Origin of the sequence: Serratia sp. CY71090 (genome assembly GCF_052166845.1) — a bacterium.
Classification (GTDB): domain Bacteria; phylum Pseudomonadota; class Gammaproteobacteria; order Enterobacterales; family Enterobacteriaceae; genus Serratia; species Serratia nematodiphila.
In genome coordinates, this window is record NZ_JBJNOA010000007.1 from 148414 (window position 1) to 163905 (window position 15492).

The 15492-nt window shown below is 59.8% G+C and carries 11 protein-coding genes, 1 tRNA gene and 1 other RNA gene; 12 read left to right on the forward strand and 1 reads right to left on the reverse strand.

Annotated elements, in window-relative coordinates:
* Nucleotides 1-418: 418 nt before the first annotated feature.
* The 3 genes from bglF (at nucleotide 419) to ACJ8OK_RS14820 (ending at nucleotide 5224) form a co-directional block, all read left to right on the forward strand.
* Complete coding sequence (gene bglF, locus ACJ8OK_RS14810; RefSeq protein WP_442530659.1) at nucleotides 419-2284, forward strand: PTS beta-glucoside transporter subunit IIABC; 1866 nt, start codon at nucleotides 419-421, stop codon at nucleotides 2282-2284.
* 14 nt (nucleotides 2285-2298) lie between these two features.
* The gene (locus tag ACJ8OK_RS14815; RefSeq protein ID WP_033631456.1) at nucleotides 2299-3702 is read left to right on the forward strand and encodes a glycoside hydrolase family 1 protein; all 1404 of its coding nucleotides are present in this window, start codon (nucleotides 2299-2301) and stop codon (nucleotides 3700-3702) included.
* Between the two features lie 151 nt (nucleotides 3703-3853).
* Entirely contained in the window at nucleotides 3854-5224 is a 1371-nt protein-coding gene (locus ACJ8OK_RS14820; RefSeq protein ID WP_369803993.1) for a carbohydrate porin, read from the forward strand.
* On the opposite strand, the gene ACJ8OK_RS14825 is transcribed toward ACJ8OK_RS14820, so the two are convergent.
* Entirely contained in the window at nucleotides 5225-5824 is a 600-nt protein-coding gene (locus ACJ8OK_RS14825) for an HD domain-containing protein (RefSeq protein ID WP_015376230.1), read from the reverse strand. It abuts the gene before it with no gap.
* Nucleotides 5825-5921: 97 nt separating this feature from the next.
* On the opposite strand from ACJ8OK_RS14825, the gene ACJ8OK_RS14830 reads away from it, so the two are divergent.
* From ACJ8OK_RS14830 to ACJ8OK_RS14870, 9 genes are all read left to right on the forward strand, one after another.
* Complete coding sequence (locus tag ACJ8OK_RS14830) at nucleotides 5922-6386, forward strand: MarR family winged helix-turn-helix transcriptional regulator (RefSeq protein ID WP_135637700.1); 465 nt, start codon at nucleotides 5922-5924, stop codon at nucleotides 6384-6386.
* Nucleotides 6387-6546: 160 nt separating this feature from the next.
* Nucleotides 6547-6972 carry an organic hydroperoxide resistance protein gene (locus ACJ8OK_RS14835; protein WP_004934114.1) on the forward strand — a complete coding sequence of 142 codons (426 nt, stop codon included), beginning with the start codon at nucleotides 6547-6549 and terminating at the stop codon, nucleotides 6970-6972.
* A gap of 225 nt (nucleotides 6973-7197) precedes the next feature.
* Nucleotides 7198-8892: a kdo(2)-lipid A phosphoethanolamine 7''-transferase gene (gene eptB, locus ACJ8OK_RS14840; RefSeq protein WP_033631458.1), complete on the forward strand. Its 1695-nt coding sequence runs from the start codon at nucleotides 7198-7200 to the stop codon at nucleotides 8890-8892.
* A 123-nt stretch (nucleotides 8893-9015) separates the two neighbouring features.
* The gene (uhpA, locus tag ACJ8OK_RS14845; RefSeq protein WP_004934117.1) at nucleotides 9016-9606 is read left to right on the forward strand and encodes a transcriptional regulator UhpA; all 591 of its coding nucleotides are present in this window, start codon (nucleotides 9016-9018) and stop codon (nucleotides 9604-9606) included.
* The gene (gene uhpB / locus ACJ8OK_RS14850) at nucleotides 9603-11147 is read left to right on the forward strand and encodes a signal transduction histidine-protein kinase/phosphatase UhpB (RefSeq protein WP_442530660.1); all 1545 of its coding nucleotides are present in this window, start codon (nucleotides 9603-9605) and stop codon (nucleotides 11145-11147) included. The genes uhpA and uhpB overlap by 4 nt, the downstream gene beginning before the upstream one ends.
* A gap of 96 nt (nucleotides 11148-11243) precedes the next feature.
* On the forward strand, nucleotides 11244-12575 hold the full coding sequence (locus ACJ8OK_RS14855) for an MFS transporter (RefSeq protein ID WP_004934121.1): 1332 nt from the start codon (nucleotides 11244-11246) through the stop codon (nucleotides 12573-12575).
* A 120-nt stretch (nucleotides 12576-12695) separates the two neighbouring features.
* Nucleotides 12696-12772, forward strand: a tRNA-Pro gene (locus tag ACJ8OK_RS14860).
* Nucleotides 12773-12808: 36 nt separating this feature from the next.
* Nucleotides 12809-12937: non-coding RNA, RtT sRNA (locus ACJ8OK_RS14865), on the forward strand.
* A 424-nt stretch (nucleotides 12938-13361) separates the two neighbouring features.
* Nucleotides 13362-15053, forward strand: a complete 1692-nt coding sequence (locus ACJ8OK_RS14870; RefSeq protein ID WP_437211146.1) for a glycosyl hydrolase family 18 protein — start codon at nucleotides 13362-13364, stop codon at nucleotides 15051-15053.
* Nucleotides 15054-15492: the final 439 nt, after the last annotated feature.

Sequence of the window (15492 nt, forward strand, 5' to 3'; positions counted from 1 at the left end):
CTTTGCTTTCGCTTGATAGTGAATTATTTGGTTAGTTAATCTTATGTTTTTTGGGCCTGAGGCGGGCGATATTCCGCCCCCTCTCTATTCCGCCTGCGCGATATATCACTGCTGTGCTGAAGCCGATAGAGGGCGACAGGCCTTATTTGATACCTCAGGTCGGTTTTGCCCGCCCGATCACAGTTCGGCAATTTGCCGACGCAAAGGCTTGCCCCGGCAAAATCCGCGGTGTTAACGTCATAACTCAACCGATTTAGGGTTGTTACTGCTAAGGCAGGCAAAACCTAAACCTCGCGTTTCTGTTCCCCGATGGGGCAGAGGCCGCGAGGTTTAGGTTTTTTTTTGCGCCGAATTTCGCCTCAGCGCCAGGCCAGTGCGGGGCGGGGAGCGGCAGAACGCGAAGTCTAAGGATAACAGTATGAAATATGACACATTAGCCAGTGAGATTTTGGCCGGCGTCGGTGGCCGCGACAATGTGAAAAGCCTGGTGCATTGCGCTACCCGCCTGCGTTTCAAGCTGCGCGACGACAGTCGCGCCAACGCGGCAGCGCTGAAGAAAAATCCGGGCGTTATCATGGTGGTGGAGAGCGGCGGTCAGTTCCAGGTGGTGGTGGGCAACCACGTGGCGGAGGTGTTCGACGCGGTCAATCGGGTCGGCGGGTTGGCCGAAGGCGCGCCGAGCGACGACGCGGGCGGCAAAAAAGACAACCTGCTCAGCCGCTTCATCGATCTGGTGTCCGGCATTTTTACCCCGCTGCTCGGGGTGATGGCCGCTTCGGGGATCCTGAAAGGCTTCCTGGCGCTGAGCCTGGCCTGCGGCTGGCTGCTGGAGAGCGGCGGCACCTTCAAAATGCTGTTCGCCGCCAGCGACGCGCTGTTCTACTTCTTCCCGATCATGCTCGGCTACACCGCCGGGAAAAAATTCGGCGGCAACCCGTTCGTCACCATGGCGATCGGCGGCGCGTTGACGCACCCGCTGATGATAGCGGCCTTCGAAGCGGCGCAGCAGCCGGGCGCGGTGCGCGAGTATTTCTTCGGCATTCCGCTGACCTTCATCAACTACAGCTCGTCGGTGATCCCGATCATCTTCGCGGCCTGGGTGTCCTGCCGCCTGGAGCCGCTGTGTAACCGGGTGATCCACAGTGCGCTGCGCAATTTCATCACGCCGCTGCTGTGCCTGGCGATCACTGTGCCGTTGACCTTCCTGCTGATCGGCCCGGCGGCAACCTGGCTCAGCCACCTGCTGGCCAACGGCTATCAGAGCATTTACGCCTTTAACCCGATCATCGCCGGCGCCTTTATGGGGGCGATGTGGCAGGTGTGCGTGATCTTCGGCCTGCATTGGGGATTGGTGCCGTTGATGATCAACAACCTGAGCGTGCTGGGGCGCGACACCATGGTGCCGCTGCTGTTGCCGGCGGTGATGGGGCAGGTCGGCGCCACGCTGGGCGTGATGCTGCGCACTCGCGACGCCAAACTGCGGGCGCTGTCCGCTTCAGCCATCGGCGCCGGCATTTTCGGCATCACCGAGCCGGCGGTGTATGGCGTCACGCTGCCGAACAAACGCCCATTCATCTTCGGCTGCATCGGCGGCGCGCTGGGCGGCGCGGTGATCGGCTACTTCCATACCTCGGTCTACTCGTTCGGCTTGGTGAGCGTGTTCACCTTCGCGCAGATCATCCCCGGCGGCGGCATCGACGCCACGGTATGGGGCGCGATCGGCGGCACCCTGCTGTCGTTCGTGTTCGCCGCGCTGGCCAGCTATCTGTTCGGCGTCGCGCCGGCGGAAGAGGCCGCCGCACAGCCTGAAGCCGCCGCGCCGCTCAACCGCAAACAGGCGATCCTCAGCCCGATCGCCGGCGACATCGTGCCGCTGGATCAGGTGAACGACGCGACCTTCGCCAGCGGTCTGCTGGGGAAAGGCGTGGCGATCGCGCCGCAGCAGGGGCGCGTGGTGGCGCCGGTGAGCGGCAGCGTGGCGTCGCTGTTCAAAACCAAACACGCCATCGGCATCGAATCGGACGACGGCGCGGAGATTCTTATTCACGTCGGCATCGATACCGTGAAGCTGGACGGGGCGCATTTCACCGCCCACGTGCGGGAAGGCGAGCGGGTCGCCCCGGGCGATCTGCTGATCGAGTTCGACCAGGCGGCGATCCAAGCCGCCGGCTATGACACCACCACGCCGATCATCATCAGCAACAGCGATGATTACGTGGACGTGTTGACCAGCGGCCTGTCTCCGGTGCAGGAACAGGCGCCGCTGCTGACTTTATTACGCTAATTGAGGAGCAAGCGATGAACGGCAAGTTTCCGCAACATTTTCTGTGGGGCGGCGCGGTAGCGGCGAACCAGGTTGAAGGCGCGTATCAGGCCGACGGCAAGGGGCTGTCGACTTCCGATCTGCAGCCGCAGGGCATCTTCGGCGCCATCACGCCGCGTACGGCGGGCGACAGCGGCATCAAGGACGTGGCGATCGATTTCTATCATCGCTATCCGGAAGACATCGCGCTGTTCGCCGAGATGGGCTTCAAATGCCTGCGCACCTCGATCGCCTGGACGCGCATTTTCCCGCAGGGCGACGAAGAGACGCCGAACGAAGCCGGGCTGGCGTTTTACGATCGGCTGTTCGACGAGATGGCGAAGTACGACATTCAGCCGCTGATCACGCTGTCGCACTATGAAATGCCTTACGGCCTGGTGAAACGCTACGGCGGCTGGGGCGATCGGCGCACCATCGACTTCTTCGAGCGCTACGCGCGCACGGTGTTCGAACGTTACAAGCACAAGGTCAAACACTGGCTGACCTTCAACGAGATCAACATGTCGCTGCACGCGCCTTTCACCGGCGTCGGTCTGCCGCCGGAGAGCGACAAGAGCGCCATCTATCAGGCGATCCACCATCAGCTGGTGGCCAGCGCCAAAGCGGTGAAGGCCTGTCACGAGATCGTGCCGGAGGGCAAAATCGGCAACATGCTGCTGGGCGGCATTCTGTATCCGCTGAGCTGCAAGCCGGAAGATCTGCTGGAAACCCAGCGGCAAAACCGCGACTGGCTGTTCTTCGGCGACGTGCAGGCGCGCGGCTATTACCCGGCCTATATGCAACGCTTCTTCCGTGAAAACGGCATTGAGGTGGCGATCACCGAGGAAGATCGGCGAACGCTGCGTGAAACCATCGATTTCATCTCGTTCAGCTATTATATGAGCGGCTGTGTCACCGCCGACCCGGAGCAGTATGAGACGGCGCGCGGCAACATTCTCGATATGGTGCCGAACCCGCATCTGGCCAGCTCGGAGTGGGGATGGCAAATCGACCCGATCGGGCTGCGCTACCTGCTCAACGTGTTGTACGACCGCTATCAGAAACCGCTGTTCATCGTCGAAAATGGATTGGGCGCCAAAGACCGCGTCGAGGCCGACGGCAGCATCAACGACGATTACCGCATCAACTACCTCAATGATCATCTGGTGCAGGTGGCGGAAGCGATCGACGACGGCGTCGAGGTGATGGGCTACACCAGCTGGGGGCCGATCGATCTGGTCAGCGCTTCGAAGGCCGAAATGTCGAAGCGCTACGGCTTCATTCACGTCGACAGGGACGATGCCGGCAACGGCAGCCTCGAGCGCCGCCGCAAGAAGAGTTTCTACTGGTACCGCGATGTGATCCACAGCAACGGCGCCAGCCTGAAAGACCGACGCTAACCCTTCAGCCCGGCGGCAAGCGCCGGGCGTTAACCTAACGTTATTCGCTGCTGTTCATGATGGGAAATTCTCTCCCAGGGAATGCTGTTGCCCGCAGTCAGCCGTTATGCGGAGAAATATAATAATGATGAAAAGCTTATTACCTCGTTCCATGACCCTGGCGGCGCTGGCGCTGCTCTGTAGCCAGGCGCAGGCGGAAACGCTGCAAACCGGCAAGGACGTCGAAGCCCCCACCGCCAAATGGGAAGGGGTGGCGCTCGGCTTTGAACCGCCGCAGCCCGGGCTGTTGGGGGATATGCTGGGGATCAGGCCGATCCTGGAGGATCACGGCTTCCACTATAATCTCGGCTACCTCAGCCAGCTGTCGTATAACGCCGGCGGCGGCTACAACCACGATAAACAGGCGTCGTATATCGACCAATTTTCGCTGACCTTCAGCCAGGATCTGCAGGCGCTGACCGGCATTCCGGACGCGGCGATCGAAGGCAATATCGTCAACCGCAACCATGACAACAACCTGACCCGCGATCGGCTGCAGGATCCGCGCGTCGGCCTGACCGATCTGTCGCAGGAGAGCTTTGGCGGGCAGTCGATCACCCGGCTGGGCTGGTTGACCTTCAGCCGTTCCTTCCTCGATCGCCGGCTGCAATGGCGTATCGGCATGATGAACAAGGTGCAGGATTTCGATCAGATCATCCCCTGCGATTTTCAGACGCTGACGCTGTGCGGCGGCAAGTCCGCCAACTCGTTGACCTGGTACAACTGGAACGTGCATTACTGGGGCACCACGCTGCAATACAAACTGACCGACGGCCTGACGCTCAAGGGCGGCGTGATGGAGCAGAACCCGAGCGCCCCCAGCCGCAGCCACGCCTGGAGCTGGTCCACCAAGGGCAGCAAAGGCTTTCTGCTGCCGATGGAACTGGAGCTGAAAACCCACGCCGTCAACCAGCTGCCGGGGGTGTATAACCTGGGCGTGCTGTTCACCAACGCGCGCCAGAGCGATCTTTATGAAGGGGTGTCCGGCGGGCCGGGCGCCAGCGATCCGCAGGGCTATCGCAGCCACGATCGCACCTGGTTCCTGTATACCGGTTTCAACCAGCAGGTGACGCGCCATGCGGACGACGTCAACCGCGGTCTGAGCGTGTTTTACAGCCTGGGGCTGGGAGATCAGCGCAGCAACTACCTGCATTGGTCTACCTCGACCGGCATCCGCTATCGCGGGCTGTTCGATGCGCGGCCGGACGACTGGCTGGGGCTCGGCGTCTCGGTGGTGAAGCTGAGTGACCGCTACAAAGACAATCAGCGTTATCTCAACCAGATGAGCGGCATCAGCGATTATCACGATCCGAACTATCGGCCGGTGCCGGGCCACTCGGTGACGGCGGAGCTCTATTATCGCGTTAACGTCACGCCGTGGCTGCAGCTGCAGCCGGGCCTGCAATACTGGCATCACCCGGCGGGCGTCAGCGAGACGCAGGACGCCTGGGTGACGGCGTTGAAAACGGTGGTGACCTTCTGATCAGGCCGCGTCGCTCTCGCGGTAGCGCCGGCGGGCGTGCTCAAACCAGCTGGCCGGCACGTTGTGCGGCGGCTGCTGCAATCTGAGCAGCCCCTGTTCGACGATATGGCTGGCCTGGCGCCACAGCGTCGGGTCGCCTTCGGTCAGCACTTCCAGCAGGCGCTGTTTCTCGATCAGATAGGTTTGGGCGAAGTGGCTGTCGTAGTCCAGCAGCGAGCGGGTGTTGTCGATCAGATCCGCCAGCTTGATGGTTTTGGCCTGCGGCGACGCGCCGGCGCTGTGGCGCCGATCGCGGTTTTTACGCTCGAAGCGGTTGCCGTCCTCGGCGCGGCTGACGTTGGTCAACATCCGCACCAGTTCCGCCACTTTTGGCCCAAAGTGGCTTTCGATATCGCCGAGGGTGGTGGGCGTATCTTCCACCGTGTCATGCAGCCAGGCGGCCGCCAGCATCTCTTCGGTGTGCGGCACGCTGCGCACCAGCTCCATCACCGCCTGTGGGTGGACGATGTACGGATCGTCGGTATATTTGCGGCGCTGATCGATGGCCGCATGCGCCTTGGTGGCGTAGCGGCGCGCGCGTTCTGCAAGCGTATTCGTCATTTCCTTTCCCTCCGAGCATCCTCTGCATGAAAAAAAGGTAGCATATCTCACAAGAAATAGCTTGCGATTACATCGTGCACTATCTATATTCACAAGCATGAAAAGCACCGATACCGCACAACCCAACGCGAAGAACCTGCTGCAGCTCGATCAGCAGCTCTGTTTCGCGCTGTACTCCGCCAACCTGGCGCTGCACAAAGTCTACCGCAAGCTGTTGAGTCAGCTCGAACTCACCTACCCGCAATACCTGGTGATGATGGTGCTGTGGGAGCGCGATCGGGTGACGGTATCGGATATCGGCGAGCGGCTGTTCCTCGATTCCGCCACGCTGACGCCGCTGCTGAAGCGGCTGGAAACCGCCGGTTTGCTGGTGCGCTATCGCGCCACCACCGACGAGCGGCAGGTGATCATTGCCCTCACCGAAGCCGGCCGCGCGCTGCGTGAGCGGGCGCAATCGGTGCCCGAGGCGGTGATGTGCGCCACCGACTGCAGCCTGGACGAGATCGTCTCGCTCAAACAGCAGTTGGAAAAGCTGCGCGGCAGCCTGATCGATCAGATTTGATCCTCCAGCGCCGGACGCAAGAACGGCAGGGGTGGTCTACACTGGTTAATAAGTGTCAAAAATAAGTAGTGCGCGATTTAATCGCAAAAGATAAATATGTGACCGGCTTTACCTCGTGGAAGCCGTAGTCATCTCGCCAACCAGCAAGAAGGAATGAACGATGTCTATTGAGAAAGTGGTTTACCGCGCTCACGCCACCGCAACCGGCGGCCGCGACGGCCGTGCGACCTCCTCCGACGGCGTGTTGGACGTGAAACTGGGCGTGCCGAAAGAGATGGGCGGCGCCGGCGGCGAAGTCACCAACCCCGAACAGCTGTTCGCCGCCGGTTACTCGGCCTGCTTCCTCGGCGCGTTGAAGTTTGTCGCGGCGAAAGAAAAGGTCAAAATCCCGGCTGAAGCCAAGATCGACGGCACCGTCGGCATCGGTGAAATTCCGAATGGCTTCGGCATCGAAGTGCAGCTGGATATCTCGCTGCCGGGCATCGAGCGCAGCGTGGCGGAAGATCTGGTGAAAAAGGCGCATGTGGTGTGCCCATACTCCAACGCCACCCGTGGAAATATCGATGTAACTCTGAACGTTAAGTAAGATTTTTGCCGATATCTGGAAAAAATGGAGGGTTTATCCCTCCATTTTCTTGCGTGCCCTGTCTGAAAACCGCTCAAAAAAACGGTAAATTTTGTCCGTTTTGTGAGAATTCTCTTGATTATTACCCGCAAAATAACGCTTATTGCCGGTTGGCTGAACCAGAAGCCGCAATCAGTGTCTGACTGAGTCAGAACCGCTACACCGTCCCCGGAGCCACCGCGTTACATGAACAAAGTTAAATCGCTATCACAGCAGAATTTATCGTTATTGTTAGCGATCTATATCGGCATCTTTCTAAACCTGTCCGTTTTCTATCGCCGTTTTGATTCGCTGGCGCACGGCATTCAGGGAATTAAGCTTATCTCGGCGGTGACGGAAGTCATCGCTATCGTCCTGTTTACGTTCTTCATTATGCGGCTGGTATCGCTCGGCGGCCGGCTGTTTTATCGCATCGTCGCCTCGCTGCTGGTGTTGATTTCGGTTGCCGCCAGCTACTACATGACGTTTTTCAACGTGGTGATCGGCTACGGCATCGTGGTGTCGGTGATGACCACCGATATCGATCTGTCGAAAGAGGTGGTTGGCCTGCACTTCGTGCTGTGGATGGTGGCGCTCAGCGCCTTGCCGCTGCTGTTGATCTGGAAAAACAACCTGCGCTATACCCTGATAGAACAGCTGAAAACCCCTGGTCATCGCATCAAGCCGCTGCTGGTATTGCTGGCGGTGGTGGCGCTGGTCTGGCTGCCGCTGCGCATGCTGGACGACGAGCAGAGCGTGCAAGAGAAGCTTTCCAACGTCGATTTGCCGAGCTACGGCGGCGTGGTGGCGCACTCGTATCTGCCGTCCAACTGGCTGTCGGCGCTGGGGCTGTTTGCTTACACCCGCTATGACGAAAGCCAGGATCAGAGCACGATGTTCGATCCGGGCAAACACTTCACCTACGTACCGCCGGCGGACATCGACGACACCTACGTGGTGTTCATCATCGGCGAGACCACGCGCTGGGATCACATGGGCATGCTGGGCTACGAGCGCGATACCACGCCGCGGCTGTCTAAAGAGAAGAATCTGGTGGCGTTCCGCGGCGAGTCGTGCGATACCGCCACCAAGCTGTCGCTGCGCTGCATGTTCGTGCGTGAAGGCGGCACCGAAGACAATCCGCAGCGCACGCTGAAAGAGCAGAACGTGTTCGCGGTGCTGAAGGATCTGGGCTTCTCTTCCGAGCTGTTCGCCATGCAGAGCGAGGTGTGGTTCTACAACAACACCGAGGTGAACAACTATTCGTTCCGCGAGATGATCGCGTCCGAGAAGCGCAACGACGGCAAGGCGGTCGACGATATGCTGCTGGTGGACGAAATGAAGGAGTCGCTGGCGCGCTATCCGAAGGGCAAGCACCTGGTGATCCTGCATACCAAAGGCTCGCACTACCTGTACTCGCAGCGTTATCCGCGCAGCTATGCGCGTTATCAGCCGGAGTGCATGGGGGTGGACGATTCCTGCACCAAGGCGCAACTGATCAATGCGTTCGACAATACGGTGCTGTATACCGACAGCTTTATCGCTAATGTGATAGACCAGGTGCGCGACAAGAAAGCTATCGTGTTCTATGCCGCCGATCACGGCGAATCGATCGGCGAGAATACGCACCTGCATGGCACGCCGCGCGAAATGGCGCCGCCGGAGCAATTCCGCGTGCCGATGATCGTGTGGGCGTCGGACAAGTTCCTCGAAAACCCGCAGCACCTCAGCGCCTTTGAGCAGCTGCAGGCGCAGCAGCGCATCGGCAAAACGCATCGCCACGTCGAGCTGTTTGACACCATCCTCGGCTGCCTCGGCTACACCTCTCCTGATGGCGGCATCGTGGATAAAAACAACTGGTGCCATCTGCCGCAGGATAAAACGGCGCCTGCCCGCCTGTGATCCCTCTCGCCGGGTGCCTGCCTTGCGCACCCGGTAATTTCATCCAATACATTCTCTTCATCAATTATTCCGGTGTGCGCATACGGTATACTTGCGCACTTCCCCTGCTAACCGGAGATTTCCATGACCCTGCGCGTGGCGTTTATCGACGATCATGACATTGTGCGTTCGGGCTTTGTGCAACTGCTGTCGCTGGAGGCCGATATCCAGGTGGTGGGCGAGTTCAGCAGCGCGGCGCAGGCGCGCGCCGGCCTGCCGGGGCTGGAGGCGGAAATCTGCATTTGCGACATTTCGATGCCGGACGGCAGCGGGCTGGATCTGCTGGCGGACATTCCCTCCGGCATTCGCGTGGTGATGCTGTCGATGCACGATAACCCGGCGCTGGTGGAAATGGCGCTGGAACGCGGCGCCAGCGGCTTTCTCTCCAAGCGCTGCAAGCCGGAAGATCTGATCACCGCGGTGCGCACCGTCGCCGGCGGCGGCGTCTACCTGATGCCGGAAATCGCGCAGCAGCTGGCGCGGGTGAGGGTCGATCCGTTGACCCGCCGCGAGCGCGAGATCGCGCTATTGCTGGCGCAGGGCCAGGAGGTGCGTGAGATCGCCGCCGCCTTGGGGCTGTCGCCGAAAACGGTGCATGTGCACCGCGCCAACCTGTTCGCCAAGCTGGGCATCAACAACAACGTCGAACTGGCCAGACGGATGCTGAACCTGTGACGCAGCGCCTGATCACCCAGCTGGCGCTGTTTTTCATCTACGCCGCCAGCGCGTTTTGCCTGTGGGGCATCGGCACCGCGCTGATCGACCCCCCCTGGCAGGCGCTGCTGCTGTTTCCGTTCGGCCTGCGCATGGGCATTTTGCTGCAGAGCCCGTACCGTTTCTGGCCGGGGATCCTGCTGGCTGACCTGCTGCTGATGGCGTTGCTGGCGGATCAGTTCGGCTACGGCCCGGCGCTGTGGGCGTCGGTGGCGGTGCTGGTGTTGACGGTGCTGCTCAGTCTGCTGGCCTCGCCGTGGCTGTTGCGCCATCAGCAGAGCGACAGCGAATGGCGCTGGCCGCTGTTGCAGGGCGCGGTGGTCGCCATCGCCGCCTTGCTGCAGGCGTTGGTCTGGCAGCTGGTGAGCGGCGAAGGCGCCCGCGCGCTGCTGCTCGGCCTGACCGGCGGTTTCACCATCGCGCCAACCTGCCTGCTGTTGTGGCACTATCTGGCGCGCCAAATCTGGGTGCCGCTGGAGCCGGGGTTGGTCCACAAGCCGGTGGAGCTGCGTCTGGGCCACCTGGCCAGCTATCTGTTGCTGTTTGCGTTCAGCATCTGGCTGCAGCAGCAGGTTAACGCCGCCGAGCTGCGCCGTTTCGCACCGTTCTGCCTGGCGATCCCCATCGTGTTCATGTCTTATCGCTATGGCTGGCAGGGCGCGCTGTTGGCGACGCTGCTCAACGGCGTGGCGCTGATGGTCAACGAGCCGCCGCAGCCGGAGTCGCACCGCGATCTGCTGCTGTCGCTGCTGGCCCAAAGCCTGACCGGGCTGCTGCTGGGCGCCGGCATTCAGCGCCAGCGCGAACTGAATCAGCAACTGCGGCTGCGGCTGGCGGAGAATCGGCAGCTGGCGCGGGCGCTGGTGACGGCGGAGGAGCAAACCCGGCGCGAGGTGGCGCGCGAGCTGCACGATGAAGTGGGGCAGACCATCACCGTGATCCGCACTCAGGCCAGCATCGTCAAACGTCTGGCGCCGGAACCGGCGGTGATCGGCTGCGCCGACACCATCGATGCGCTGGCGCTGCGGGTCTACGACGGGGTGCACGATGTGCTGACCCAGCTGTGGCCGGCGGCGCTGAACAACCTGCCGCTGTCGGCGGCGGTGGCGGCGATGCTGCGGGAGTCGCTGCCGCAGGACGCGTCGCTGGTGAGCAGCATGCAGTGGCAGGTGCCCGACGAGCTGCTGGATGAAACGCTGAAAATCACGCTGTATCGGGTGTGTCAGGAAGGGGTGACCAATGTGTGCCGCCACGCCGGCGCCAGCCGCCTGGAGCTGGATGCGCGCCTGCAGCCGCGCAAAGGCGCCGCGCCGCAGATCGCCCTGACCATCCGCGACAACGGCGTGGGCTTCGATGCGGAAAACCATCAGCCGGGGTACGGCCTGCGCGGCATGCAGGAGCGCATCAGCGCCCTCGGCGGCAGCCTGCGGTTCACCGCTGAGCGGGGCGCCTGTTTGAGTGTGATCTTGCCCACAGTTTCACCGGCGCAAACGCAAAACTAGGAAAAACTCCTAACCGCCTCGAGAATCCGGCGTAAGCCCCCTGCGCGCGCGAGGAGCATCATAGCGGCACTTTAATTCAATCCTCTGAGGTTCCACATGTGGTCTTTCCTTAAAAGCCGCCCGGATGCGCCGCAGGTCACCGATCAACGGCAGATCGACGCCAGCTACAAATACTGGCGCATTCAGCTGATGTGCACCATGTACATCGGTTATGCCGCGTTTTACTTCACGCGCAAAAGCTTCAACTTCATCATGCCGGCGATGCTGAGCGATCTGGGCCTGACGATGTCCGACGTCGGCATCCTCGGCACGCTGTTCTACATCACCTACGGCTGCTCGAAATTCATTTCCGGCATGATCAGCGATCGCTCCAACCCGCGTTACTTTATGGGGCTGGGCCTGATCATGACCGGGGTGCTGAATATCTTCTTCGGTCTCAGCTCATCGTTGCTGATGCTGGGCACGCTGTGGATCCTCAACGCCTTCTTCCAGGGCTGGGGTTGGCCGCCGTGCTCCAAAATCCTCACCAGCTGGTATTCGCGCTCCGAGCGCGGCAGCTGGTGGGCGATCTGGAACACCTCGCACAACGTCGGCGGCGCGCTGATCCCGCTGTTGGTCGGCTTTATCTCGCTGCACTTCAGCTGGCGTTACGGCATGATCATTCCCGGCATCATCGGCGTGGTGCTCGGCCTGCTGATGTGCTGGCGCCTGCGTGACAAGCCATCCACCCTGGGGCTGCCGAGCGTCGGCAAATGGCGCAACGACGCCATGGAACTGGTGCAGGAATCGGAAGGCCAGGGGCTGAGCAACCGCGAGATCATCAAGCGCTACGTGCTGACCAACAAGTACATCTGGCTGCTGGCGGTCTCTTACGTGCTGGTGTATATCGTGCGTACCGCGATCAACGACTGGGGCAACCTCTACCTGACGCAGGAAAAGGGCTATTCGCTGATGACCGCCAACTCGGCCATCTCGCTGTTTGAAGTGGGTGGCTTTATCGGTTCGCTGGTGGCCGGTTGGGGTTCCGACAAGCTGTTCCGCGGCAACCGTGGCCCGATGAACCTGATCTTCGCTATCGGTATCTTCCTGTCGGTAGCCGCGCTGTGGCTGATGCCGGGCGTGACTTACCTGCTGCAGGCCTGCTGTTTCTTCGCCATCGGCTTCTTTATCTTCGGTCCGCAGATGCTGATCGGCATGGCGGCGGCGGAGTGCTCGCACAAGGATGCGGCGGGCGCCGCGACCGGTTTCGTCGGCCTGTTCGCCTACCTGGGCGCGGCGCTGTCCGGCTACCCGATCGCGCGGGTGATGGAGATCTGGCACTGGAACGGCTTCTTCGTGGTGATTTCCATCGCCGCCTGCCTGTCGGCGCTGTTCCTGCTGCCATTCCTGCGCGCGCAGACGCCGGCGCTGAAACCGGCCAACGCCTGAGTAAAATACGCTGCGCAACCCCCGGCGCAGCGTATTATGGCGCTTTTATCACCACTTGAAATGCAGGGGCAAAAAAGTGATTGACGCCTATAACCGCCAGCAGTAAGATGCGCCCCGCATCGGCGAGTAGCGCAGCTTGGTAGCGCAACTGGTTTGGGACCAGTGGGTCGGAGGTTCGAATCCTCTCTCGCCGACCACCATTCGAAAAACCTGCTTTTTAAAGCAGGTTTTTTTTTGTCTGCAGTTTATGAGGATGAGTACCTCCGCAGGAGGTTCGAGCCTCGCGAAGCGAGACAACGTTGCTTTAGCAACGGCCCGCAGGGCGCGCATCAACGATGCGCGTAATCCTCTCTCGCTGACCACCATTCGAAAAACCTGCTTTTTAAAGCAGGTTTTTTTTCGTCTGTCGTTTATGAGGATGAGCCCCCCCTCCGATACGGTCGGCTTCGCTTTATGGCGTGCGTCAATCCACCGTCCTCGTGAAATATATTTATCCTTTACGCTTAATTAATTCACACTCCTTATTCCCATTGGGCTCTTTTTTTCATATTTAAATAAATTCATGCTTGCCGAATAAAACCCGGTTTATAGCGCTCTTGTTTTCACATTTTTTTTACCTATAGTCTGAATGGACAACGCGGGATATGTTATTCCCGCTGCGTGGAAAATATCGTGATTATTTATTAACGTTAATCTTCGAGGATTATTGCGGGATTTTTCGCTTCGGCAATGCATCGCGACGATTAACTCTTTTATGTTTATCCTCTCGGAATAAAGGAATCAGTTATGCGCAAATTTAATAAACCGCTGTTGGCGCTGTTGATCGGCAGCACGCTGTGTTCCGCGGCGCAGGCCGCCGCGCCGGGCAAACCGACCATCGCCTGGGGCAACACCAAGTTCGCCATCGTTGAAGTTGACCAGGCGGCTACCGCTTATAATAATTTGGTGAAGGTAAAAAATGCCGCCGATGTTTCGGTCTCCTGGAATTTATGGAATGGCGACACCGGTACGACGGCAAAAGTTTTATTAAATGGCAAAGAGGCGTGGAACGGCCCGTCAACCGGTTCTTCCGGTACGGCGAATTTTAAAGTCAATAAAGGCGGCCGTTATCAAATGCAGGTGGCATTGTGCAATGCCGACGGCTGCAGCGCCAGCGACGCCACCGAAATTGTGGTGGCCGACACCGACGGCAGCCATTTGGCGCCGTTGAAAGAGCCGCTGCTGGAAAAGAATAAACCGTATAAACAGAACTCCGGCAAAGTGGTGGGTTCTTATTTCGTCGAGTGGGGCGTTTACGGGCGCAATTTCACCGTCGACAAGATCCCGGCGCAGAACCTGACCCACCTGCTGTACGGCTTTATCCCGATCTGCGGCGGCAACGGCATCAACGACAGCCTGAAAGAGATCGAAGGCAGCTTCCAGGCGCTGCAGCGCTCCTGCCAGGGCCGCGAGGACTTCAAAGTCTCGATCCACGATCCGTTCGCCGCGCTGCAAAAAGCGCAGAAGGGCGTTACCGCCTGGGATGACCCCTACAAGGGCAACTTCGGCCAGCTGATGGCGCTGAAACAGGCGCATCCTGACCTGAAAATTCTGCCGTCGATCGGCGGCTGGACGCTGTCCGACCCGTTCTTCTTCATGGGCGATAAGGTGAAGCGCGATCGCTTCGTCGGTTCGGTGAAAGAGTTCCTGCAGACCTGGAAGTTCTTCGATGGCGTGGATATCGACTGGGAGTTCCCGGGCGGCAAAGGCGCCAACCCGAACCTGGGCAGCCCGCAGGACGGGGAAACCTATGTGCTGCTGATGAAGGAGCTGCGGGCGATGCTGGATCAGCTGTCGGCGGAAACCGGCCGCAAATATGAACTGACCTCCGCCATCAGCGCCGGCAAGGACAAGATCGACAAGGTGGCTTACAACGTCGCGCAGAACTCGATGGATCACATTTTCCTGATGAGCTACGACTTCTATGGCGCCTTCGATCTGAAGAACCTGGGGCATCAGACCGCGCTGAATGCGCCGGCCTGGAAGCCGGACACCGCTTACACCACGGTGAACGGCGTCAATGCGCTGCTGGCGCAGGGCGTCAAGCCGGGCAAAATCGTCGTCGGCACCGCCATGTATGGCCGCGGCTGGACCGGGGTGAACGGCTACCAGAACAACATTCCGTTCACCGGTACCGCCACCGGGCCGGTTAAAGGCACCTGGGAGAACGGCATCGTGGACTACCGCCAAATCGCCGGCCAGTTCATGAGCGGCGAGTGGCAGTACACCTACGACGCCACGGCAGAAGCGCCATACGTGTTCAAGCCTTCCACCGGCGATCTGATCACCTTCGACGATGCCCGCTCGGTGCAGGCCAAAGGCAAGTACGTGCTGGATAAGCAGCTGGGCGGCCTGTTCTCTTGGGAGATCGACGCGGACAACGGCGATATTCTCAACAGCATGAACGCCAGCCTGGGCAACAGCGCCGGCGTTCAATAATCGGTTGCAGTGCGTTGCCGGGGGATATCCTTTCGCCCCCGGCTTTTTCGCCGCCGAAAGTTTTTTTACGCCGCACAGATTGTGGGCCTGCCCGGTGCAAAACGCGCTCATCGGACTCACCCTTTTGGGTAATCCTTCAGCATTTCCTCCTGTCTTTAACGGCGATCACAAAAATAACCGTTCAGATATTCATCATTCAGCAACAAAGTTTTGGCGTTTTTTAACGGAGTTAAAAACCAGTAAGTTTGTGAGGGTCAGACCAATGCGCTAAAAATGGCCGCTTAGCATAAATTTTCATGCTGGAACTGTTAACAAAAGGTTTTTTTTATGTTTGTTTGCTGTTTCTCACAGTCTGCGTAAATCCCCACTGGTTATATTGACGACACCCCAAACAGTTGGCAACTTGATAGCCTCAGGGGTAAGAGCGAGAGTTGTTTGA